This window comes from Streptomyces boluensis (assembly GCF_009908195.1).
Lineage (GTDB): Bacteria > Actinomycetota > Actinomycetes > Streptomycetales > Streptomycetaceae > Streptomyces > Streptomyces boluensis.
Map to the genome: position 1 here is coordinate 12,410 of NZ_JAAAHS010000021.1, position 20,842 is coordinate 33,251.

Genomic DNA, 20,842 nt, shown 5'->3' on the forward strand with positions numbered 1-20,842 from the left:
GCGCGTGGCGCGTACCGCTGACGCCCTGCAAGCGATGCGCCCGCTCATGCTCGGCGGGGACCTTCCCGTACGTCGACTCGGCTTCGGCACCGGCCAGTTGACCGGGGCCGGCTACTGGGGCCCGCGCGGGGACGCGGCGGACGCCGTCGCCGTGCTGCGCAGGGCCGTGGAGTTGGGGGTGACCCTCGTCGACACCGCGGACAACTACGGGCCATCACTCGCCGAGGAGCTCGTCGCCGAGGCCCTGCACCCGTACGCGGACGATGTCGTGGTGGCCACCAAGGGCGGAGTCGTACGTACCGGCCCCGATCTCTGGCACATCGACGGCAGCCCGCGCCGACTGCGGGAGATGTGCGAGGCGAGTCTCAGGCGGCTGCGGGTGGAGACGATCGACCTGTACCAGTTGCACCGGTTCGACCCGGACGTGCCGATGGCCGACCAGCTCGGTGCGCTGGCCGAGCTCCGGAGCGAGGGCAAAATCCGGCACATCGGCCTGAACACCATCGGCGTCGAGCAGTTGGAAGCCGCGTTGGAGATCACGGAGATCGCGTCCGTGCAGAATCGCTACAACCTGCTCGACCGCGCCGACGAGCGACTGCTCAGGCTCTGCGAGGAACGCGGTATCGCATTCCTGCCCTGGTTCCCCCTCGGTCACGGCCGTCTCACCAGCGATCCGGAGTGCGCCCGGATCGCGCGCTCGCACGACGCGACACCCGGACAGATCGCGCTTGCCTGGCTGCTGCGGCACTCACCCGTGCTCTGCCCGAGCCCCGGCACCGGATCTCTCGCCCACCTGGAGGAGAACCTGGCGGCCGCGACGATCCGGCTCACCGACGACGACATCGCCCAGCTGGACGCCTTGACCGACTGAGCCCTCAGCCCGCCGGAGCCTCGAACAGCGTGCCCTGGTGGAACCAGAGCAGCCAACCCGTTCGAGTGAGCCGCCACAGGGAACTCCGGTGCGCGGTCCGCCCGTTGTCATCAGTGTCGAAGGTCAAATGGACCAGGTCGTCCGCGAGTTGGACGCCGCGCATGCCGGAGGTGGTGATGGTGCTGTTCCCCGGTTCCTCCTGCTCGGTGAGCGCCGCGATGATCGCGTCCCGGTCCCACCGTCGCCCCGATGCCCCGATCTCGGAGAAGTCGGGATGGAGCAGCGCGCCGAGCAGCTCCGGCGAGTTGCGCACCTCCGGGGCGAGCAGGCGCAGTTCACCCTCGATGGCGGCCTCGACCGGCGGCAGGCCCTCAGGCATGGGTGAGCTCCACGAGTTTGGCGACGGTGTTCCAGTTCCGGCTGGTGGCGACCAGCCCCTTCAGGAGGGCGGGCCGGGCGAGCGCGTCGCCGAGTTTGGAGCGTCCGAGGCCGTCGGGCGCGTAGAGATACAGCGCCCGGTCCCCGAGCTTGAAGTCCTCGGGGGCGTACGCCAACGGGTCGACGGACGCGAACCGTTCGGGTCCGACCGCTTCGGAGAAGTACGTGACGTGCAGCTGCTTCGCTTCGAGGGTGTCGGCGGGAAAGGGGCAGGCGTCGGCGACGGCCCGGAGATACGCGCCGTCCCTGACGAGCACGTCCACGGAGAAGCCGAAATGCTGCGCGAGGGTCGCGGTGATGTCGGCGGCGAGAGTGTCCTCATCACCGTGGTCACTGTCGAAGACGGCGTTGCCGCTCTGGAGATGGGTGCGTACGTCGCGGAGTCCGAGTTCCGTGAGGAGCGTGCGGAGTTCGGCCATCGGGACACGCTTGTGGCCCCCCACATTGATCCCGCGAAGCAGCGCCGCATACATGGTCATGGCCACACCCTAGACAGACGGGCCCACGGATCGAGGCGCGCCCGCGTAGTGCCACAAAAGCGGGTGCGTGGTGCGGGCACGACGAAGGCGGCCGTCGTGCCCCGTGGGGGTTGGCACGACGACCGCCGGTTCTGAAATCTCCCGGAGCCCAGGGAAGCGGGCTCCGGGAGGTTTTCACAGCGCCATGGGGATCACCCCTGGCCGCGAGGGCGAGTTGGTCGGGCTCACCCTCCGGCCAGGACGTTCACCCCGGCTCCCTCGGCCCGGCCGACATCGGCAAGTGCGGCGGACCGAGGGGCTTTCAGCACAGCGAGGAGGTGTTACTCGACGACCTTGAGCAGCTTGTTGGGCGTGCCCTCGCTCGGGTTCGAGATCTTGTCCGGCGTGGCACCCTCGGTCAGGGCCGTGGAGACCTGCTCCGGGGTGGCGTCCGCGTGGCCACCCAGGTAGACGGCGGCGGCACCCACGACGTGCGGGGTGGCCATCGACGTACCCGAGATGGTGTTCGTGGCCTCGTCATCGGTGTTCCAGGAGGACGTGATGTCCGAGCCCGGAGCGTAGATGTCCACGATCTCGCCGAAGTTGGAGAAGTCCGACTGCTCGTCCGTGTTGGTGGAGGAGGCGACCGTGATGGCCTCCTTCACGCGGGCCGGGGAGCCCTGGCTGGCGTCCGAGGACTCGTTGCCCGCAGCGACACCGTAGGTGACGCCCGACGCAATGGACTTGCGGACGGCCTCGTCGAGGGCCTCGTCGGCGCCGCCGCCGAGGCTCATGTTGGCGACGGACGGGCCCTCGTGGTTCTCGGTGACCCAGTCGATGCCCGCGACGACGCCCTCGGTGGTGCCCGAGCCGTTGTCGTCCAGGACGCGGACGGCGACGATCTTCGCCTTCTTGGCGACACCGTGGGCGGCGCCCGCGATGGTGCCGGCGACGTGGGTGCCGTGGCCGTTGCCGTCGTCGGCGCTGTCGTCGTTGTCGACGGCGTCGAAGCCGTGCGTGGCGCGACCCTCGAAGTCCTTGTGGCTGATGCGGACACCGGTGTCGATGACGTACGCGGTGACGCCCTCGCCGGCGGCGTCGGGGTACGTGTACTTCTTGTCGCCCTCGGTGTCGGCCTGGTCGATACGGTCCAGACCCCAGGACGGCGGGTCGTCCTGCGTGGCGTCGATCGTGAACTTCTTGTTCTGCACGACCTTGGACACGGACGGGTCGGCGGCCAGGCGCTTGGCCTCGGTCTCCGAAAGGCCGGAGGCGGAGAAGCCGTTGACGGCCGAGGAGTAGTTGCGCTTCAGGGAGCCGCCGTACTCCTTGGCGAGGTCCGTCTTGCTGCTCTTGTTCGCCTTTTCGTCGAGCATGACGATGTAGGAGCCGGAGACGGCGCCCTTGGCGTTGGCACCGTAGATCTTGCCCTCGGCCACCGGCGCAGCACCCGCGAAGGAGCTGGCGAAGACGGTGACGCCTACTGCGGTCGCAGCGGTGGCTATCGCCGCGGTGAGCTTGAGAGAGCGAGCACGCTTGTGAGTTGCCATGAAGAGGGGTCTCCTCGTGGTGGGGGGTTGTGGGGGGTAAGCGTTACTGCGTCAACCCCCGTAGACCCGGAAGATCTCCGGGGGTTGGGACGAAACCCTGTCGGATTGACGCGCGCAGATCAATACCTACATACACCTGTGACTTGTTCAACAAGGTTCTGTAATAACAAATGGGACGCTCTGCGCATAACGCAGAGCGTCCTTGTTACGAACGGCTGAAAGTTCACTTCCGCAGACCGAGATGGTCGAGAGAAACGACCGCCGAATCAGGACAGAAGCCCTGACACCGGGTCAACTCACCGTGCGGCACGGCCACCTCGAACGCCGCGCATCCGACCCGGCCAACTCGAGTCGCGCGGCCCGGATCGAGCGGTGCGAACCAAGCGGTGCGAATCGGGCGGTGCGGATCAAGCGGCAGCGGCCAGCTTGCGCTGCTCGAAGCTGTCGATCGTCCGCGAGAAATCCCGCGTCGAAAGCAACAGTTTGTAGATGATGGCGAGTTCGAAGACGAGCAGCAGGGCGCCCCCGACGATGGTCGCCGGAATCACCACGTCGAAGATCGGGCCGATGATGAAAACGGCCATCTGGAACTCGATACCGCTCACCAGGTGCGTACGGATGCGCTTCCGCAGGAGGTACGACCGGCAGCGCAGGTACCACGAGAAGCGGCGCCTGAACTCCTGGTGGAGGTCGATGACTTGGGCCTTGCGGGCGGACGGGACCGTCTCCTCCGCCTCATCCGCCTCCCCGTCGCCCTGCACGAGCGAACCCTGCGCGAGGGAGCCCCGCGCCGCCTGCAGGTCCTGCTCGATGTCCGCCTCGGGGTTGTCCCTCAGCAGATCCTCCATGAACGCGAGCTCCGCCTCGTTCTCGGCTCGACGCGCCTCGCGCATACGCGACTTGATCTGCTTGCGCATGGAGTGGCGGATCTTGAAGATCTCCAGGGAGTTGATGTACCGCAGCGTGTCGAGACCGACCACCGCCAGGGCCAGCCAGATGTAGACGGTCTCGCCGGTGCGCTGGTACTGGCCCGCCATCAGGGCGACCGCGCAGACCATGACTCTGATCCGGTCGAAGACGAAGTCGAGCCAGGCGCCGAAGACCGAACCCGTACCGGTGAGTCGGGCGACCTTGCCGTCCATGCAGTCGCAGATGAAGCTCAGGTGGTAGAGAACCGCGCCCGCGATCAGCCAGCGCCAGTCACCGAGGGCGAAGCACGCGGCGGAGCCGAGGCCGAGCAGGAACGCGGCCCAGGTGATCTGGTTCGGGGTGATGCGGGTGCGCAGCGCTGTCTGCCGCACCAGCGGGGTCGCGACCGGGTCGACAAGGAGCACGGTCCACCAGGCGTCGCGCTTCTTCTCGGTGATGCGGCGTACCTCGGAGAGAGGCGGTATGTCTCGGCGCATGTCAACTTCCTGGCGTTCGAATGGAGTTCACTTCAAGCTAGGAAGGTTGTTGACCAAGGAACAAGATGCGCCGCGTACAACCTTTACCGAGGGGTAAGGGTCGTAGGTTCAAGACGAGTCAATGGCCTAGAAAGGCCAGAGGGCTGTTACCTGAGCGTTATAGTCCCAGCCCTCGGCCCTTCCAGCACCCGCGCCACCCGCCGCACGCGCCCCTCGTACGCGGACCGACGCACCCGTCGACTCACCGCCTCGGCAACTCCGCCTCGATCAGGTCGGCGGCGCGCGGAGTGCCGCCCTCGGTGGCCATCTGCTCCTGGATGACCCGCAGTCGCCGCGCCACTTCGGGGTCCGCGACGAGTTCGAGCACAGCGCCGCGCAGCGCCTCGGCGGTGACCTCCTCGGTCGGGAACTGCCGCGCGACACCGAGCGCCGCCAGCATGTCCGCGTTGCCGAACTGGTCGACGGCCTGCGGCACGGCGACCATCGGAGTCGCGGTGGCGAGGCCCTCCTGGCTGCCGCCCGCACCGGCGTGTGTGATGAACACGTCGGCCTCCTTCAGGATGGCCAACTGCGGGACCCAGCGGCGCACTTCGACGTTGGACGGGATCTCGCCGAGCTCACCCTCGTCGACGTGCTTGCCGATCTGCAGCACGAGGTGCCAGCCCGGAAGGTCACCGAACGCCTTGACGCACTCCCGGTAGAACGCCGGCCGCTTGGTGAAGGACGAGCCGAGCGAGGCCAGCGCGACCTTCTCCGCCCCGGCCGGCCGCTGCCAGTCGCCCTGCGCGGAACGGTCGCCCTGGCAGGCGCCGACGAATGTGTGCACGTTCTCGTCGACGCGGTCGGCGTTCGGCTGCAGGGCCTTGGGGATCAGTACGAGCGAGCACGGCGGGCGGCCCACGAACGGGTCGGGCGCCTGATCGACACCGTTCTCCCGGAGCCACGCCTCGAAGCGCGCGAAGTACGCCTGCCCGCGCTCGGTCTCCTTGAGGTCGCGGTAGAGCGGCTCACCCACCTCCTCCTCGTACCCCTCCCAGGCGACCAGGTTCGGCGAGAGCGAGATCTCGGGGACTCCCCACCGGCGGGCGAGAACCCGGGCCGGGTAGGACGTGATGTCGTGCAGGACGAGATCGGGTTCGTCACCCTCGTAGGCCTTGGCGAGCTGCGGCAGCGCGTTGATCGCGTCGTTGAGGAACGGCTCGATGTTGTCGATGAGCGTGGTGCCCCAGGCCTCCGGATCGTCGTCCGGGGAGGGCAGGGTCGTCGTGTAGAGAACGGGTTCCGCACCGGCCTCGGCCACCTTCTCCTCGAAGAGGTGCGGGATGGCGTACGTGACCCGGTGCCCACGGGCGACGAGCTCGCGGATCACTTCGAGGCTCGGGTTCACGTGCCCGTGGGCGGCGATGGAGAACATGGCGATATGGGCACGCTTACGAGAAGTCATGCCGCAACCGTATGCGAGACGATACGTCTCGTGCAAGCAAATTAAGACGCACCGTCTCGCCTACGGCACTGGGCGGATCCGAGGTGGATCCGACGTGGATCCAAGGCGGGATCCGAGGCGGATCCGAGGCGGGGTCTGAAGCGGATCCGAGGTGGGATCCGCCACCGCCCACCGTCGACCGCCTATCTCTGATAGCGAGCCAGCACCAGATTCCCGTCCTCGACCAGCCGTTTCCTCAGCTCGGCCGCGTCGATGGCCCCGCTGTAGTACTCCTGCAGCGCCGGGGTCGCCACCTTGTCCTTCCACTCCGGATACCCGCGTACCGACTGCGCGGGCGCCGATCTCAGGTGCGCCGCGAGCGCCGTACCGGTCGCCCAGTCGTTCTTGTCCGTATGCAGCGCCGGGTCCTTCAGCGCCTCGGTGCCGGTCGGCAGCATCCAGTCGCCCTGAGCGAGGCGCACCGTGTTCTCGGGCTGCAACAGGAAGTCGATGAATTCCATCGCTTCCTTCTTGTGCGGGCTGTCCTCGGCGATGGAGAGCGTCTGCGGGCTGACCCCCTGGGTGAGCCCCTCGGCCCCGGCGGGCGCGGGCAGCACCTGCCAGTCGAAACCGTCGGGCGCCTGCTGGACGATCTGCTGGCGGTACGAGAAACCCAGCGGCACCATCGCGTACTTACCGCCGAAGAATCCCGGCAGCGTGTCCGAACCGCCCATGCCGAGTGTCGAACTCGACGCGCTCCTGTCCGAGTTGACCTGCGCGCGTACGGTGCCGGGCACCACCTGGTCGGCCGCGTCGAAGCGGATCTTCACCTTCCCGTCCGCGCCGCGGTGGAAGACCTGGCCGCCCGTCGACAGGGAGAGGTTGAGCGTGGCCGACACCGGCTCCTTGAGCGGCCAGGCCACACCGTACTTGCCGTCGCCGCTCAGCTCCTTGGTGATCTTCCGGAACTCCGGCCAGGTCCACGGCTTCTCGGCCGTCGGAATCCGTACGCCCGACTTCTTCAGCCACTTCGCGTTGGCGATCAGCACGCGCGGCTCCTGCAGGAACGGCACTCCGTAGACCCCCTTGTCGAAGGTCGCCGTATCCCAACTGCGCTGCGGAATATCGGACTTCATACGCTCCGGCAGCAGCTTCCGGAGATCCGCGAGATAGCCGCCGTACGCGAAGTCCGCGAGGTCGTCCGAGGCGTCATGGATGATGTCCGGCGCCTCACCGCCCTCGAAGGACGTGAGCAGTTGGTCGTGCACGCTGTCCCAACTGCCCTGGACGTACTTGACCTGGACATCGGGGTGGGCGGCGTTCCACTCCTTCACCAGTTCCTTGTTGGCGTCGACCGACTCCTTCTGCCAGGCCAGGGACTGGAACTGCAGAGTGATCCGGCCGTCCGTGTCCTCGGAGCCGCCGGAGCAGCCCGTGAGGAGCAGCCCGAGCGCCGTCGCCGCCGCGGCAAGCAGCCGTGCCCGGGGGCGTGTTCGGGTTCGCGTTCCGATTCGCGTTCCGGTTCGCGTTCCGGTTCGCGTTCCGGTTCGCGTTCCGATTCGCGTTCCGGTTCGCGTTCGCAGCCGTGCGCCCATCAGTGCTTCACCGCCCCGGCCAGCATGCCGCCCGTGATGCGCTTCTGGATGAGCGCGAAGATGACGAGCGAGGGAATGGTCGCGAGGAACGCGGCCGCGGCCAGCGGCCCCAGGTCGGCCACGCCCTCGGTACCGATGAAGCGGTTCAGGATGACCGGCAACGTCTGCTTCTCCGGGGTCTTGAGCAGGACGAGCGCGAAGAAGAACTCGTTCCATGCGGTGATGAAGGCGAACATCGCGGTCGCCACGATGCCGGGCGCGAGCAGCGGCGCGGTCACCGAGACCAGCGTGCGTATCTTGCCCGCCCCGTCCACGGACGCGGCCTCCTCCAACTCCGGTGGTACGGCGCGCACATAGCCGACGAGCATCCACAGCGCGAACGGCAGCGCCCACACCACGTACACCATGATCAGACCCGGCAGGGAGTTGATCAGGTGGAGGTTCTTCAGGATCAGGAAGAGCGGAATGATGATCAGGACGAACGGGAAGGCCTGGCTGATCACCACCCAGCCGGTGGCCGCCTTGGCGAGGCGGTTGCGGTGACGCGCCATCACGAACGCCATCGGCGTCGCGATCACCACCGCGACCAGGGCCGCACTGACCGCCACGAGCAGCGAGTTGGTCATCGCCTGCAGCAGCGGCTGCTCCTCGAAGGCCTGCCGGAAGTTGTCGAGCGTGGGGTCCTTCGGGATCCAGGTGGGGTGGAGGCTGCCCAGCTCCTTGGTGGGCTTGAACGCCGTGGAGATCAGCCAGGCGAACGGGAAGGCCAGGAAGACGAGATACGCCGCCAGCGCCACGTACTGCGCGGCGCGCGCCGACTTTTTCGTACGCATCATGCCTCGTCGCCTCCCTTCAGCCGGCCCACGAGGTAGACCGCGAGGATCACCGAGATCACCGCGACCATCACGCAGCCCATCGCCGCCGCGTAGCCGAACTGGCCGTAGCGGAAGGCCTCTTCATAGGCGAACAGCATCGGAAGGCGGGTACGGCCACCAGGTCCGCCCTGCGTGAGCACGTACACGAGGGCGAAGGAGTTGAAGTTCCAGATGAAGTTCAACGCCGTGATGGAGAGGGCGACCGGCTTGATCGCCGGCCAGGTGACGGTACGGAACCGGCGCCAGGCGCCCGCTCCGTCCATGGCGGCCGCCTCGTGCAGTTCGCGCGGGGTGTTCTGCAGCCCGGCGAGCAACGCGACCGTCGTCTGCGGCATTCCGGCCCAGACCCCGACGACGATCACGGCGAACAGCGCGGTGGTCGTGCCGGTCAGCCAGTCCCGGCCTTCGCCCAGGCCGAGGTTGGCGAGCGTTTCGTTGAGCACGCCCGCGTCGGGGTGGTAGACGAGCCGCCACATGATGCCGACGACGACCTCGGGCATCGCCCACGGAATGATCGCGAGCGCCCGCGCCAGCCAGCGGAAGCGGAGGTTCTGGTTGAGGAGCAGGGCCAGACCGAGAGCCAGGAAGAACTGCGGCACGGTCACACCGACCGCCCACAGCAGGCCGATCCGGAACGAGTCCCAGAACAGCGTGTCGTGCAGCAGGTCCTGGAAGTTGAGGGCACCGACCCACTGCGTGGCCGACGTACGGCCCGACTGCGCGTCGGTGAAGGAGAGCGCGATGCCGTACAGCAACGGGCCGACGCTCAGCACCAAAATGGGGATCAGCGCGGGCAGCACCAGGAACCACGCACCGTGGTCCACGGATCTGCGTACGCGCTGTTGCTTCACAGACCGCTTCGTCGCGGTCGCCAATGCCACGGGATCGGCTCCTTTGGGCGGTTGATCAGGGAATGGCCTGCCCGTCTCCCGCCACCGCCCTTCCGAGGAAGCGTTTCTCGCCGTGATCTGTCGCGGGCGGCCTCCGTCATCGTGCTGACGGGCCGTGAGTACGTCAAGCGTCCGCGCACACCTTGTGGCCTGTGCGAATGCCCTTCGGTGAGCTGCGAAACTGGTCCTCGTACACAGTGATCGGCGATGCGCTCGGCGGGGTCGGTGACGGTAGGTGCGCCTCCGCTTGGTCGCGCGTCTCCCGCCGCCGTGCGCGGCACGCTCCAGGAGGCGGACATGGACGAGGCACGGGCGCGTGATGTGCTGGCCGGGGCAGGCGTGGCGAGCGACGCGGAGTTGCTCGCCCTGGGCGAGAACGCGGTGTTCGCCACCGGTGACCTGGTGGTGAAGGTCGGCCGGGCGGCGCCCGAACTGCTCGACCGGGCCCGGCGCGAACTGGGCATCGCCCGCTGGCTCGAGGACCACGACGTCCCCTCGGTGCGGGCCGCCGAGCCCGAACCGCGCCTTGTCGACGGTCATCCGGTGACGCTGTGGCACCGTCTCGGTGCCGCGCTGCGACCGGCCGAGCCCGCCGATCTGGCCGAACTGCTCCGCCAGGTACACGCATTGCCCTCCCCCTCCTTCGAACTTCCGCGCCGCGAACTCCTCGGCGGCGTCGAGCGCTGGCTGCGCCTCGCGGGCGACGCGATCGAGCGGTCCGACGCGGACTATCTCCGTGAGCGCCGGGACGGTTTCGCCGCGGCGGCCGCGGCGCTCACTCCGCACCTGCCCCCTGGCCCGATCCACGGCGACGCCCTGCCCCGCAACGTCCATGTCGGTCCCGACGGCCCGGTCCTGGTCGACCTGGAGACGTTCTCCGCCGACCTGCGGGAACACGACCTGGTGGTCATGGCCCTGTCCCGGGACCGGTACGGCCTGCCGGTCGAGGCGTACGACGCGTTCGTCACGGCCTACGGCTGGGACGTACGGGAGTGGGACGGGTGCGCGGTGCTGCGCGGGGCACGCGAAACGGCGAGCTGCGCCTGGGTGGCCCAGCACGCGCCCACCAACCCCAAGGCCCTGGCCGAGTTCCGCAGGCGGGTGGCGTCATTGCGGGACGGTGACGCGGAGGTGCGCTGGTATCCGTTCTGAGCGGCGGGTCGGCCGAGTTGGTCGAGTCGCGGAGGCACCCGGTCCGGATCGGCCGACCCGGTCCGGAACGACCAGACCGACCGGACCGACCACCAGCCCAAGGCGCTCAGGTCAGCCCAACCACCCACCCAGCGAGCCCTGTTCAGCCCGATATATCCCGAAGCGGCCACGTGCCGTCGATGACCGCAGCCGTATCGCCCTTGCCGCGCAGGAACTTCTGGAAGTCCGCCGCCCATTCCGCGTACCACTCGATCTGGCGGCGGTGCAGCTCGGCGGGGCCCACCGTGCCGGCCTTCGGGTGGCGGTCCGCTATGGCGCAGGCGACACGGGTCGCGGCGAGGGCATCGGCCATCGCGTCGTGCGCGGAGTCGAGCCGCACGCCGTACACCGCGCAGACCGCTTCGAGGTTCCGCTTCCCCTTGCGGTACCGGTCGACCGCGCGGTCGATGGTGTACGGGTCGATCACCGGCGCCGGGCCGGTCCCGCCGAGACGGTCGCGCAGGGACGGCAGCTCGTACCGCTGAAGCTCCGCGGAGAGCAGCGTCAGGTCGAACGCGGCGTTGTACGCCACCACCGGGACGCCCGCCAGCCAGTACCCGGCGAGCGCGGCGGCCAGCTCGTCGGCCACCTGGTCGGCCGGGCGGCCCTCCGCCCGCGCCCGCTCGTTGCTGATGCCGTGCACGTCGACGGCCTCTTGCGGTATGGGCACACCCGGGTCGGCCAGCCATTCGCGGCGCCCCATCGGCTCCCCGCCCTTGACCTCGACCAGCGCGCCGGTGACGATCCGCGCCTCGCGCGGGTCCGTGCCCGTGGTCTCCAGGTCGAAGCCGATCAACAGCTCCTGGTGCCAGCCCATCCGTGGCCCTCCTTCGTGATGCTCTCCCCCATGTGCGTTTCACGATGCCATGCGCCACTGACAATCCGACCGGCGCGTTCCGATTCGGCTCCTGAGCTGCGGTTCTGAGCTGCGGGTCCTGGGCCGCGAGTCCTGAGCCGCGGGTCAGCGTCGGCCCCACCGCGACCCGCGTTCGGCCGCGGCCTACGCCCGACCTGCCCCCGGCCTACCTCCGGCCTACCTCTGGCCTACCTCCGGCCTACGGAGACGGCGTCCCCGCCCGCCGCTCAGGCCCGGTCACGACACCGGGCGTGAGTCCGCCCACACGGCCTCGAACTCCTCGCGGTAGATCTCGAAAAGCCCGTGCTCGCCGCCCTCGCCGGCCTTGACGACCCTGCCGCCGCCACGCAGCACGAGCACCGGCGCCTCCATGCCGCGGGCGCGCCGCAGATACGGCTGGACCACGGCGACGCCGTCCGAGCCGTCGCCGTCGACCAGATACGCGGTGAACCGTGGCGTCTCGTCGAACACCTGGATCTGGAAAGCCCCGGGATCGCGCAGACGTGAACGCACCCGGCGCATATGGAGAATGTTCATCTCCACCGAACGGCTCAACTCACCGCGCTTCAGGCCGAGTTCACGCTCCCGGCGCTTGACGGCACTGCTCGCCGGGTTGAGGAAGAGGAGTCGTATGCGGCTGCCGGACTCCGCGAGCCGCACCAGCCTGCGGCCGGAGAAGTTCTGCGCCAGGAGGTTCAGGCCTATCCCTATGGCGTCGAGGCGTCGCGCCCCGCCGAAGATGTCCTCCGCGGGGAACTGCCGGAGCAGCCGCACCCGGTCCGGGTGCACGCCCACCACGTCCGCGTACCGGTCACCGACGATGTCCTCGACGGCGTCGACGGGCAGCCGTCGCGCGGAGGGCACGTCCGAGTCGGCGCCGAGCATCTCCAGGAGCCGCGCCGAGGCACGCTCCGCCTGGGCGAGGACCGACTGGGAGAGCGCCCGGTTGCGGGAGACGACGTTCCGCGCGACCTCCAGCTCGTCCAGGGCGAGTTCGACATCTCTGCGGTCGTCGAAGTACGGCTCGAAGCAGGGCCAGTGCTGGACCATGAGTTCACGCAGTTGCGGCAGCGTGAGGAAGCTGAGGACGTTGTCGTCGGCGGGGTCGAGCAAGTAGCCCTTTCGGCGGCTGACTTCGCGTACGGCGACGGCGCGCTGCACCCACTCCTGACCGGCGGGCCCTGCCGCGGCCACCACCCAGTCGTCGCCGTGGACGGGTTCGTACACGGGCCTGACCACCGCGGACACCACGGCGCGCAGCCGTTGTTCCACAAGGTTCAGCCAGATGTAGGCCCGTCCGGCGCGCTGGGCCCGGGTGCGCACCTCGCGCCAGGCGTCGGCGCCCCAGTCGAGGTCGGGTCCTATCTGCGCGGCCGTGTCGAGCGGGCGCGCCAGGGAGACCGCTGAGGGCGGGACGTCGCCGGAGGCTCCCTCGCGACTCTCGTCGCCAGGGGGCAGCTCAAGTCCGCCCGAGCTCACCCACGCACCGCCTTCCGCTCCCCCCTGAGGACCCCACCCGGGATCATGGTCCGGCGTCTTGGTCGAGACCCGGTTCAAAGATCAAGGAAGGGTACTCCGGGAGCGGTCCACGGTGCAGCCGGATGGACAGGCTCCTTTCTCAACACCCTTGCCCCACATGGCCGTTCTGATCCGCGAGCTCCGGCGGAGTGAGCGGATTCATAGCGGTCACGTCACGTGGAGCCGGCGGAAAGCCCTGCCGGTGCACCGGTATCGGCTCCCGGCCCTTGTCCCGGGTGTCTGGTGGAACCCGATGTTGACCCACGTGATCGGGTCTGAGCGTCTGCCTGTTCATCACCCTTGGTGTCACTGGCGAGTTCCTCGGTGCCAGGGCCCGCGCCGTGGATCGGGCGGGTCGCGAGGGCGACGACGAAGGCGAGGGCCGCGGCCGCGCTGCCGACGGCGAACGCCGCCGCAGGGCCGTACGACTCGGCCAACTGCCCGGCGACGGCGAGCGTCACGGCCTGGCCGCCGACGAAGGCACTCGACGCGAACGTCATGCCCTCGGCGAGCCGTTCACGCGGCACGGCCCGCTCGGTGAGCCCGAAACCGGTGATCAGGTTGGGGGCGAAGATCGCGCCGAAAACCGTCACTACTACGTACAGGCCGGCCAACGAGTCCGTCCACACCAGCGGCAGCGACAACAGCACCGCAGCGGCCGTCGCCACCCGCCACCTCAGGAGGAGCCCGAAACGCTCCGGCAGCGCGGCCATGGACAGGCCGACGACCGCGCTCATGACGCCCATCGCGGCGTACACGAGGCCCGCCTGGTCCGGGCGGCCGAGGTCCTCGGTGAGGGCGGTGATACCCGCCCCGCAGCCGCCGAGCAGCACTCCGAGCAGGACAAGGCCGATCCGCACCACGTACACCTGGCGCGGCATACGGGACCGTGCGCCACGCGCGCGTGCGGGTTCCTCCGCCGCACGCGCGCGTGGCCGTTGTGGGTGCCCGCCGGTCGGGGGCAGGGTCGAGGCCGTCGGATGCAGGGCGAATCCGGTACCGCAGACCGCGACGAGGAGCGCGGCGAAGATCATCGCGTACGCCGGGTGTCCGACGACCGCCGCGAGCCCCACGGCGGCGGGGCCGAGCACGAAGGACACCTCGTCCATGGTGCTCTCCAGCGACATCACCGCGTCGACCAGGCGGCCGTCGCCGCTCCTGCGGCGCGCGAGCGCCACCAGACGCGCCCTGGCCAGCGGGCCGATGCCGGGCACCGTGGCCCCGGCCAGGGCGCCGAGCAGCACGAGCAGCGGGGTGGCCGCGTCGAGGAGCGCACCGGCCGTGAACACCGTGATGGCCAGGGCGTTGAGGGCCGCGAGCACGAGCACCACAGGGCGCTGTCCGCGCCGGTCCGCGAGGCGGCCCACGAACGGCCCCATGGACACCTGGCCGAGCGCGAGGGCGCAGGCGACCGCTCCGCCCGTGGCGAGGGAGCCGCTGGTCCTGGTCACCATCAGGACGCTGCCCATCTGGATGATCGCCGTGGGCAGCCGCCCCAGGAACGAGATCACCGGAAGCAGCGCGCCGGAGAGCCCGATCACCTCGCGGTACGTCTGCGACGCCCCGCGCGCGGGCTTCAGGCCCGGCCCCTTCTCCGGCCCTGTCTCCGGCTGCTCCTGCGACATCGTCCGAAGCTATCGACGGTTCAGGCCGCGCACCCATGCGGCGATGACACGAAAGCCAGCCGCGCGGCTCCGTAGATTCACATGACGCCGACGCCGAGGCCGACGCCTCAGCCGATGGCACGCGCGCGTGGAGCGCGATTTGCTCGGCGCCTGGAGGCACGCTGTTCCCGGCGCCAGACCCGGAGTTCGGACCTCAGCAGTCCTCGTACGCCTTCAACGGCAGCGGCGGCGGCGCGTAGGGCGGCAGCACTTCCTGGAGTACGCGGACGAAGGCCGCAGCCGCCCCGGTCGGTTCGACGCGTGAGAAGACCGTCAGGGAGCGTTTCCACGGCGGCTCCACGGACAGCACCACACAGTCCTCGCCGACCGCGCCACGCACCAAATGGGAGGGCGCCGCGGCGACGCCGACTCCGGACGCGGCCATGCGCACCGCCGTCGACGTGTGCTCGGTCCACACCGCGGTACGGGGCGCGAATCCCGCCTGCCCACAGGCCCAGTCGAGAAAACGCTGCCCCTGTACGACGGGTTCCATGGCACACCGCACCCAGGGGCGCCCGGAGAGCTCCGCGAGCCGCACGGCCGTACGGCCCGCGAGGTCGTCGTCGAACGGCACCGCGAGCACGATCTCCTCCTCGCCGACAGGGGTCACCGAACCCGTCCAGTACTGCGGCGGCGGCCCGACGGCCAGATCGGCCACACCCCGCTCGACCTGTTCCTCCAGGGCCTCGGTCGTGCCGTACTCGTGGAGGAGCAACTGCACTCCCGGATGGGCGCGGCGCCAGTGGGCGAAGACATCCGGCAGGACGCCCACAGCGACGGCGTGGACGGCCGCGATGTGGAGTTCGCCGCCCTCGGCCCCGGAGGCGGCGCGGGCGGCGCGCTGGGCCTGTTCCGCGCTGCGCACGGCGAGTTCGGCATGCGGCAGGTAGGCGCGCCCCATCGGGGTGAGGCGCACACCGCGCGCCATGCGCTCGAGCAGCGCGCCGCCGACCGACTTCTCCAGGGCCTTGATCTGGTGGGACAGGGCGGGCTGCGTCACGTGCAGAACCTCTGCCGCGCGTGTGAACGACGACTCCTCGACGACGGTCAGGAAGTACTCCATCTGTCGCAGACTCACCGTTCCCCCGCCTCTCTCGGTGCGCTCCCCGTCCCATAAGCGTTCTTCATCGCATCCACAAGAACATTGCCTTGGACGCATGGCAAGGTCCGGAGGGACGCTGAGGATCATGAACACAGCGCAGGGAAATTTCCCCCAACACACGCCTGTAGTGCCGGATTTGGCCGCCGACGTCATCGTGATCGGTGGCGGTACGGGTGGCTATTCGACCGCGCTGCGCGCCGCCCACCTGGGGCTGACGGTGGTGCTCGCCGAACGGGACAAGGTGGGCGGCACCTGCCTGCACCGCGGCTGCATCCCGAGCAAGGCGATGCTGCACGCCGCCGAGTTGGTCGACGGGATCACCGAGGCGCGGGAGCGGTGGGGTGTGAAGGCCACGCTCGACTCGGTGGACTGGCCTGCGCTCGTGGCGACCCGCGACGACATCGTGTCCCGCAACCACAAGGGCGTGGAGGCCCATCTGTCCCACGCACGCGTGCGCGTGGTGCACGGCAACGCCCGCCTCACGGGGCCGCGTTCCGTGCACATAGAGGGTCATGGGGAGTTCACGGCGCGGCGCGGCATCGTCCTCGCCACAGGTTCGCGGCCGCGCACGCTGCCCGGTCTGGCGCCTGACGGCAGGCACGTGGTCACCAGTGACGACGCGTTGTTCGCGCCGGGGCTGCCGGGTTCGGTGGTTGTGCTCGGGGGCGGCGCGATCGGTGTCGAGTACGCGTCATTCCACCGCTCCATGGGCGCCGACGTCACCCTCGTAGAAGCCGCGGACCGGATCGTTCCGCTGGAAGACACGGATGTTTCACGGCACTTGACGCGCGGCCTGAAGAAGCGCGGGATCGACGTGCAGACCGGCGCCCGTATGACCGATGCGGAAGTGCTCGCGGACGGCGTACGGGTCACCCTGCGCACCGCGCGCGGCGAGACCCGCGCGGTGGCGGCCGACCGGCTCCTGGTGGCCGTGGGCCGCGCCCCGGTGACGGACGGGCTCGACCTGGCCGCCGCGGGGCTGAGCGCCGACGGGCGGGGCTTCGTGGCGCCTGCCGACTGGACGCGCCTGGAGACATCCGTACCGGGCATCCATGTGGTGGGCGATCTACTGCCGCCCCCGTCGCCCGGTCTGGCCCACGCGTCCTTCGCGGAGGGGCTGTTGGTGGCCGAGACACTGGCCGGACTCGCCTCCCCTCCGGTGGACCACTCGGCGGTCCCCCGGGTCACGTACTCGTCGCCGCAGACCGCTTCCGTAGGCCTCAGCGAGGCGGACGCACGCGCGCGTGGACACGAAGTGGAGGCGAACACCATGCCCCTGACGGCGGTCGCCAAGGGCATGGTGCACGGCCAGGGCGGCATGGTGAAGGTCGTCGCGGAGGCCGGTGGTGGACGGGTACTCGGCGTGCATCTGGTGGGCCCGCACGTCTCGGAGATGATCGCGGAGAGCCAGTTGATCGTCGGCTGGGACGCTGAGCCCGCCGACGTGGCCCGGCACGTCCACGCCCATCCCACACTCTCCGAGGCCGTCGGAGAGGCCTTCCTGACCCTCGCGGGACGGGGGCTGCACCAGTAGTGAGGACCACCCTGGCGCCGGTATCCGCGGGCGCGCGCCGGTACCGCCCCGCGCCCGTATTGCGGAGTGCTCACATCCGTATACCCGCGGTGGTACGGGGCGCTTGACAGGGACCCCGGGGCGTGGGGTACTGCGGTTGCGCACGCCGGGAGGGCCAACGGGGGTGAGTCACCTGACGGAGCAGCACTACCCCAGTGTGACGGAAATCGTCCTGTCGGCCCGGGCGTTGGCGGCGGAACGGCCCGACCTCTGCGCGCTTCGGCAGATCGGCACCTCACGCGCGGGGCGCCCTTTGCACCTGCTGACCGTGGGCACGGCTGGGCGGCATGTCCTGGTCGTCGCGGGCGCCCACGCCAACGAGCCGGTGGGCGGCCCCACAGTGCTGCACCTGGCCCAACGCGTGGTGCGGGAGCGGGAGTTGCGGACCGGGACGAGGTGGAGTTTCCTGCTCTGCGCGGACCCGGACGGCGCGGCCCTGCACCGCGCGGCGGCGCCCCGCTCGCTGCTCGACTACCACCGGCACTTCTTCCGCCCCGCAGGCCCCGAACAGCCGGAGTGGGCACCCTCGGTCCTCCCCGCGCACGCGTGGCCGCCGGAGACGCGCGCGTTGCTCGGCGTCATAGACGAGCTGCGGCCCTTCCTCCAGGTGTCGCTGCACGGCACTGATCTGGGCGGCAGCTGGGTGCAGTTGACGCGGGACATACCGGGGCTCGCTGAGCCCTTCGCCAAGTCCGCTGCGGAGCTGCACATTCCGATCGAGACCAGTACGTCGGACGCCGCGGGCTGGCCGGTGTCCGGGCCCGGGGTGCATGTCATGCCGGATGCGGGCACGGACGCGCTGTTCCCGAGCCTCCCCGAGGACGTGACCCGGTCGACGTGGCATCACGTGCACCGGTACGGCGGGCGCACGGCGATCGTCGAGGTGCCCATGTGGGCGAGCGACCTCGTCGACGACCCGGCGCCCCACCCGGCGCCGCACGAGGCGCTCCAGCTGATCTCCCGGAGGCTGCGCTCGGAGTCCCTGCGGGTGGAGGCCGTGCTGCACGAGACCGGCCTCGCGGACGCCGAGGAGCGGGCGCTGCCCGACGGTTGCGCGCCTCTGCTGCGGGCCGCGCGCTGGGCCCTGGGGCTGGCCCCCGGGCTCGCGGAGGACTGGCTGCGCCCGCCGCCGCGGGGCGCGACGATGACGTACGTCTCCAGCATCGACGCCTTCGGCCGCCGGCTGCCGCTGCGCGCGGCGGCGATGCTGCTGCGGGTACTCGAAGAGGCGGAGGACGAGGTGGCGCCGCGCCTGGAGCGCTTGGTGGCGCACTGGTGCGATGCCTTCGAGGTCCACTTCCGGGCCCGCTGGGTCCCCCTGGAGCACCAGGTGGAACACCAGTCCCGCACGGTCATCGCAGCAGCCCGGCACGCGCGCGTGGAAGGCGATTGAGACACACACGGGTACGCACGCGTGGAGGCCGATTCGAGGCACCACCTCAACCACCCGCGCGTGAAGGCCGATTCGAGGTGCCCCCAACCACGCGCGCGTGGAAGCCGATTGAGGAACCGACCCACCAGCCGCACCCGAACGCGCCGCGAGTTCACTGCACGGCGAGCCTGAACTTCATCGACCCGAAGCTGACATGGTCGCCGTCCCGGACGATCGCGGCGCCGATCACACGCCGCCCGTTGACGTTCGTCCCGTTGGTCGAACCGAGGTCCCGCAGCACCCACTGGCCGCCTTCCATGCGCAGCTCGGCGTGACGGCGCGAGACGGTGTCGTGGCTGAGGCGCAGGCCGCTGGCCGGGTCGCGTCCGATGCGCAGCGGGTACGGCGCGGGCGCGGGCAGCAGCAGCTTGGGCAGCCGCTCGGCCTGCCAGGCCCTGCGCACCCGCACGGTGAACGCCGACACGGCGCCGACCGAGCCGGTCACAAAGCGCCCCAAGCGGCCCTGCTCGGGCGGCAGATCGGCGGTGAGAGCGGCCAGTTGGTCGGCCCGGCGGGCGACCAGCGCGAGCTCCATACGGCGTACGTACGTGTCGTGCGAGAGCCTTCCGTGAGCCACGCCCTCCCGCAGCGCGCGCAGCGCCTCGTCACGTTCGGCGTCCGACAGCCGAGCGGGAGACGTGGGGAACTCGAAGGAGGACGTCACGTTCGCGATTGTCGGACAGTGCCGCCGGGGTGTCCAGAAAACCCGTCAAGTTCGGCCGTCGCTGACCAGCGGCGATCTCCCGCGCACACCCCAGGGAGCCGAAATCCGCTGGACCGGGCCGCACCTCGCACATAGGGTCGACGCGACGCCACTGCTTACGGAAAGGAGGCGAGAGCGATGAAGTGCACCACTCTGTCACTGCGCTCCCGCCCCGTCCGTGCGGCGTTCCGGGTCTGAACGGGAGCGTGTCGTTCCGTACCGAAGGACTCTTCCATGACCGATCTGGTCGTCCGCGCGCTCACCGACCGGGACGCGCACCTGTTCAACTCCCTTGCCGATCCCGGCCTCGTGGGCCGCGCCATCACGGGCGTCGAGTACCGCACGCTGGCCGAGGGCGGCGGCTACCGGCCCGACTGGACCTATGTGGCCCTGCGCGACGGCAAGGTCGTCGCGCGTGCCGCCTGGTGGGGCGCTCCCGAGGACACAGAGCCACGCAACATCAACTGGTTGGACTTCGCCGACGGCGAGCTGGAGGCCGGTGTCACGCTGCTGCGCGAGGCACCGTTCGACGTCGACTACGAGCTGGTCCTGCCGCCCGACTGGCGCGAGCGGCCCGAGGCCAAAGCGGCCGCAGAGGCTCGCATCGCCGCGGCAGAGAAGGCGGGAAAACGCCTCCTTGTGGAACGCCTCCGCTACGCGTGGACGCCGGAATGCGGACTTCCGGAGCGACCGGGCCGATTGGTGTTCGTCGACGAGCGTGACGACGACGTGCTCCTCGACGTGCTGCGCAGGATCCACTCCGCCACCCTGGACGCGCACGCACTACGCGCGAAGGAGACGGGCGGCCCGGATCAGGCGGCGCGGGAGGAGCTCGAGTACATCCACTGGTGCCCGGAGGCCTGGCCGCAGTTGGCGTACACGCCCGAGGGCGCACTAGTGGGGCTGCATCTGCCGTGCCGGATCCCGGTGGGCTTCGCGGCCGGGTTCATCGGTGTGGTCCCGGAGCAGCGCGGCCACGGATACGCCTTCGACCTCCTCGCCGAGTCGACTCACTTCCTGAGCGAGCGCGGAGTCGAGCACATCGTCGCGGCGACGGACCTGGGAAACGCCCCTATGGCGGCGCATTTCGCGAAGGCGGGCTATCCGGTGGCGCAGCGGCGCATCGACCTCGTGTGAACGGCCCCTGGGTGTCGTCGCGCACCTGATAGTGCCGGTTTCGCCGCCGGCGTCGACCTGCTGAACTCGCCACTGAAGGCGCGGGATTCGGCTCCGGATGTGGCGGAACCAGCGGCGGAATGATCTCCGGTGCAGCACGATGGACGGGCGAGGTCACTGA

At 69.9% G+C, this 20,842-nt stretch carries 18 protein-coding genes; 5 read left to right on the plus strand and 13 right to left on the minus strand.

The window, feature by feature from the left end; translation table 11 throughout:
• Window positions 1-34: 34 nt before the first annotated feature.
• Entirely contained in the window at window positions 35-871 is an 837-nt protein-coding gene (locus tag GUY60_RS05140; protein WP_161694266.1) for an aldo/keto reductase, read from the plus strand.
• A gap of 4 nt (window positions 872-875) precedes the next feature.
• On the opposite strand, the gene GUY60_RS05145 is transcribed toward GUY60_RS05140, so the two are convergent.
• From GUY60_RS05145 to GUY60_RS05180, 8 genes are all read right to left on the minus strand, one after another.
• Window positions 876-1,250 (minus strand): nuclear transport factor 2 family protein, encoded by a 375-nt coding sequence (locus GUY60_RS05145; protein ID WP_161694219.1) that lies wholly within the window; start codon window positions 1,248-1,250, stop codon window positions 876-878.
• Window positions 1,243-1,788 (minus strand): DUF1697 domain-containing protein, encoded by a 546-nt coding sequence (locus tag GUY60_RS05150; protein ID WP_161694221.1) that lies wholly within the window; start codon window positions 1,786-1,788, stop codon window positions 1,243-1,245. The genes GUY60_RS05145 and GUY60_RS05150 overlap by 8 nt, the downstream gene beginning before the upstream one ends.
• Before the next feature lie 320 nt (window positions 1,789-2,108).
• Window positions 2,109-3,317 carry a S8 family peptidase gene (locus GUY60_RS05155; RefSeq protein ID WP_161694223.1) on the minus strand — a complete coding sequence of 403 codons (1,209 nt, stop codon included), beginning with the start codon at window positions 3,315-3,317 and terminating at the stop codon, window positions 2,109-2,111.
• 407 nt (window positions 3,318-3,724) lie between these two features.
• Window positions 3,725-4,723 carry a CDP-alcohol phosphatidyltransferase family protein gene (locus tag GUY60_RS05160; protein ID WP_161694225.1) on the minus strand — a complete coding sequence of 333 codons (999 nt, stop codon included), beginning with the start codon at window positions 4,721-4,723 and terminating at the stop codon, window positions 3,725-3,727.
• A gap of 241 nt (window positions 4,724-4,964) precedes the next feature.
• Entirely contained in the window at window positions 4,965-6,167 is a 1,203-nt protein-coding gene (gene mgt, locus GUY60_RS05165; RefSeq protein WP_161694227.1) for a macrolide-inactivating glycosyltransferase, read from the minus strand.
• A gap of 182 nt (window positions 6,168-6,349) precedes the next feature.
• Window positions 6,350-7,621 (minus strand): ABC transporter substrate-binding protein, encoded by a 1,272-nt coding sequence (locus GUY60_RS05170; RefSeq protein WP_246234336.1) that lies wholly within the window; start codon window positions 7,619-7,621, stop codon window positions 6,350-6,352.
• A gap of 119 nt (window positions 7,622-7,740) precedes the next feature.
• Window positions 7,741-8,574 carry a carbohydrate ABC transporter permease gene (locus GUY60_RS05175; protein WP_161694270.1) on the minus strand — a complete coding sequence of 278 codons (834 nt, stop codon included), beginning with the start codon at window positions 8,572-8,574 and terminating at the stop codon, window positions 7,741-7,743.
• Entirely contained in the window at window positions 8,574-9,491 is a 918-nt protein-coding gene (locus tag GUY60_RS05180; RefSeq protein WP_161694268.1) for a carbohydrate ABC transporter permease, read from the minus strand. The genes GUY60_RS05175 and GUY60_RS05180 overlap by 1 nt, the downstream gene beginning before the upstream one ends.
• Before the next feature lie 312 nt (window positions 9,492-9,803).
• Between GUY60_RS05180 and GUY60_RS05185 the strand changes: the two genes are divergently transcribed.
• On the plus strand, window positions 9,804-10,658 hold the full coding sequence (locus GUY60_RS05185; RefSeq protein WP_161694230.1) for a phosphotransferase enzyme family protein: 855 nt from the start codon (window positions 9,804-9,806) through the stop codon (window positions 10,656-10,658).
• A gap of 142 nt (window positions 10,659-10,800) precedes the next feature.
• Here the strand turns inward: GUY60_RS05185 and GUY60_RS05190 are convergent, their stop codons facing one another.
• From GUY60_RS05190 to GUY60_RS05205, 4 genes are all read right to left on the minus strand, one after another.
• Window positions 10,801-11,514, minus strand: coding sequence for a 3'-5' exonuclease (locus tag GUY60_RS05190; RefSeq protein ID WP_161694232.1), 714 nt, complete (start codon window positions 11,512-11,514; stop codon window positions 10,801-10,803).
• 276 nt (window positions 11,515-11,790) lie between these two features.
• Window positions 11,791-13,032 carry a DUF5919 domain-containing protein gene (locus tag GUY60_RS05195; protein WP_161694234.1) on the minus strand — a complete coding sequence of 414 codons (1,242 nt, stop codon included), beginning with the start codon at window positions 13,030-13,032 and terminating at the stop codon, window positions 11,791-11,793.
• A gap of 212 nt (window positions 13,033-13,244) precedes the next feature.
• Window positions 13,245-14,696: an MFS transporter gene (locus GUY60_RS05200; RefSeq protein WP_246234330.1), complete on the minus strand. Its 1,452-nt coding sequence runs from the start codon at window positions 14,694-14,696 to the stop codon at window positions 13,245-13,247.
• Between the two features lie 193 nt (window positions 14,697-14,889).
• A complete protein-coding gene (locus GUY60_RS05205; RefSeq protein ID WP_161694236.1) occupies window positions 14,890-15,813 on the minus strand; it encodes a LysR family transcriptional regulator in 924 nt (307 codons plus the stop codon).
• A 109-nt stretch (window positions 15,814-15,922) separates the two neighbouring features.
• Here GUY60_RS05205 and lpdA point away from each other — a divergent pair, with 109 nt between their 5' ends.
• Both lpdA and GUY60_RS05215 read left to right on the plus strand, forming a co-directional pair.
• Window positions 15,923-17,371 carry a dihydrolipoyl dehydrogenase gene (gene lpdA, locus GUY60_RS05210; RefSeq protein WP_161694238.1) on the plus strand — a complete coding sequence of 483 codons (1,449 nt, stop codon included), beginning with the start codon at window positions 15,923-15,925 and terminating at the stop codon, window positions 17,369-17,371.
• Between the two features lie 163 nt (window positions 17,372-17,534).
• The gene (locus tag GUY60_RS05215; protein ID WP_161694240.1) at window positions 17,535-18,803 is read left to right on the plus strand and encodes a M14 family zinc carboxypeptidase; all 1,269 of its coding nucleotides are present in this window, start codon (window positions 17,535-17,537) and stop codon (window positions 18,801-18,803) included.
• A gap of 151 nt (window positions 18,804-18,954) precedes the next feature.
• Here GUY60_RS05215 and GUY60_RS05220 read toward each other — a convergent pair whose 3' ends face one another.
• Window positions 18,955-19,506: an FHA domain-containing protein gene (locus GUY60_RS05220; RefSeq protein ID WP_161694242.1), complete on the minus strand. Its 552-nt coding sequence runs from the start codon at window positions 19,504-19,506 to the stop codon at window positions 18,955-18,957.
• 273 nt (window positions 19,507-19,779) lie between these two features.
• Here GUY60_RS05220 and GUY60_RS05225 point away from each other — a divergent pair, with 273 nt between their 5' ends.
• Window positions 19,780-20,682, plus strand: coding sequence for a GNAT family N-acetyltransferase (locus GUY60_RS05225; protein ID WP_161694244.1), 903 nt, complete (start codon window positions 19,780-19,782; stop codon window positions 20,680-20,682).
• Window positions 20,683-20,842 lie beyond the last annotated feature (160 nt).

Bases quoted from the DNA above. Each gene is read 5' to 3' on its own strand.
- GUY60_RS05140 (WP_161694266.1), top strand. From the start codon at position 35: ATGCGCCCGCTCATGCTCGGCGGGGACCTTCCCGTACGTCGACTCGGC.
- GUY60_RS05145 (WP_161694219.1), bottom strand. From the start codon at position 1,250: ATGCCTGAGGGCCTGCCGCCGGTCGAGGCCGCCATCGAGGGTGAACTG.
- GUY60_RS05150 (WP_161694221.1), bottom strand. From the start codon at position 1,788: ATGACCATGTATGCGGCGCTGCTTCGCGGGATCAATGTGGGGGGCCAC.
- GUY60_RS05155 (WP_161694223.1), bottom strand. From the start codon at position 3,317: ATGGCAACTCACAAGCGTGCTCGCTCTCTCAAGCTCACCGCGGCGATA.
- GUY60_RS05160 (WP_161694225.1), bottom strand. From the start codon at position 4,723: ATGCGCCGAGACATACCGCCTCTCTCCGAGGTACGCCGCATCACCGAG.
- mgt (WP_161694227.1), bottom strand. From the start codon at position 6,167: ATGACTTCTCGTAAGCGTGCCCATATCGCCATGTTCTCCATCGCCGCC.
- GUY60_RS05175 (WP_161694270.1), bottom strand. From the start codon at position 8,574: ATGCGTACGAAAAAGTCGGCGCGCGCCGCGCAGTACGTGGCGCTGGCG.
- GUY60_RS05185 (WP_161694230.1), top strand. From the start codon at position 9,804: ATGGACGAGGCACGGGCGCGTGATGTGCTGGCCGGGGCAGGCGTGGCG.
- GUY60_RS05190 (WP_161694232.1), bottom strand. From the start codon at position 11,514: ATGGGCTGGCACCAGGAGCTGTTGATCGGCTTCGACCTGGAGACCACG.
- GUY60_RS05200 (WP_246234330.1), bottom strand. From the start codon at position 14,696: ATGTCGCAGGAGCAGCCGGAGACAGGGCCGGAGAAGGGGCCGGGCCTG.
- lpdA (WP_161694238.1), top strand. From the start codon at position 15,923: ATGAACACAGCGCAGGGAAATTTCCCCCAACACACGCCTGTAGTGCCG.
- GUY60_RS05225 (WP_161694244.1), top strand. From the start codon at position 19,780: ATGACCGATCTGGTCGTCCGCGCGCTCACCGACCGGGACGCGCACCTG.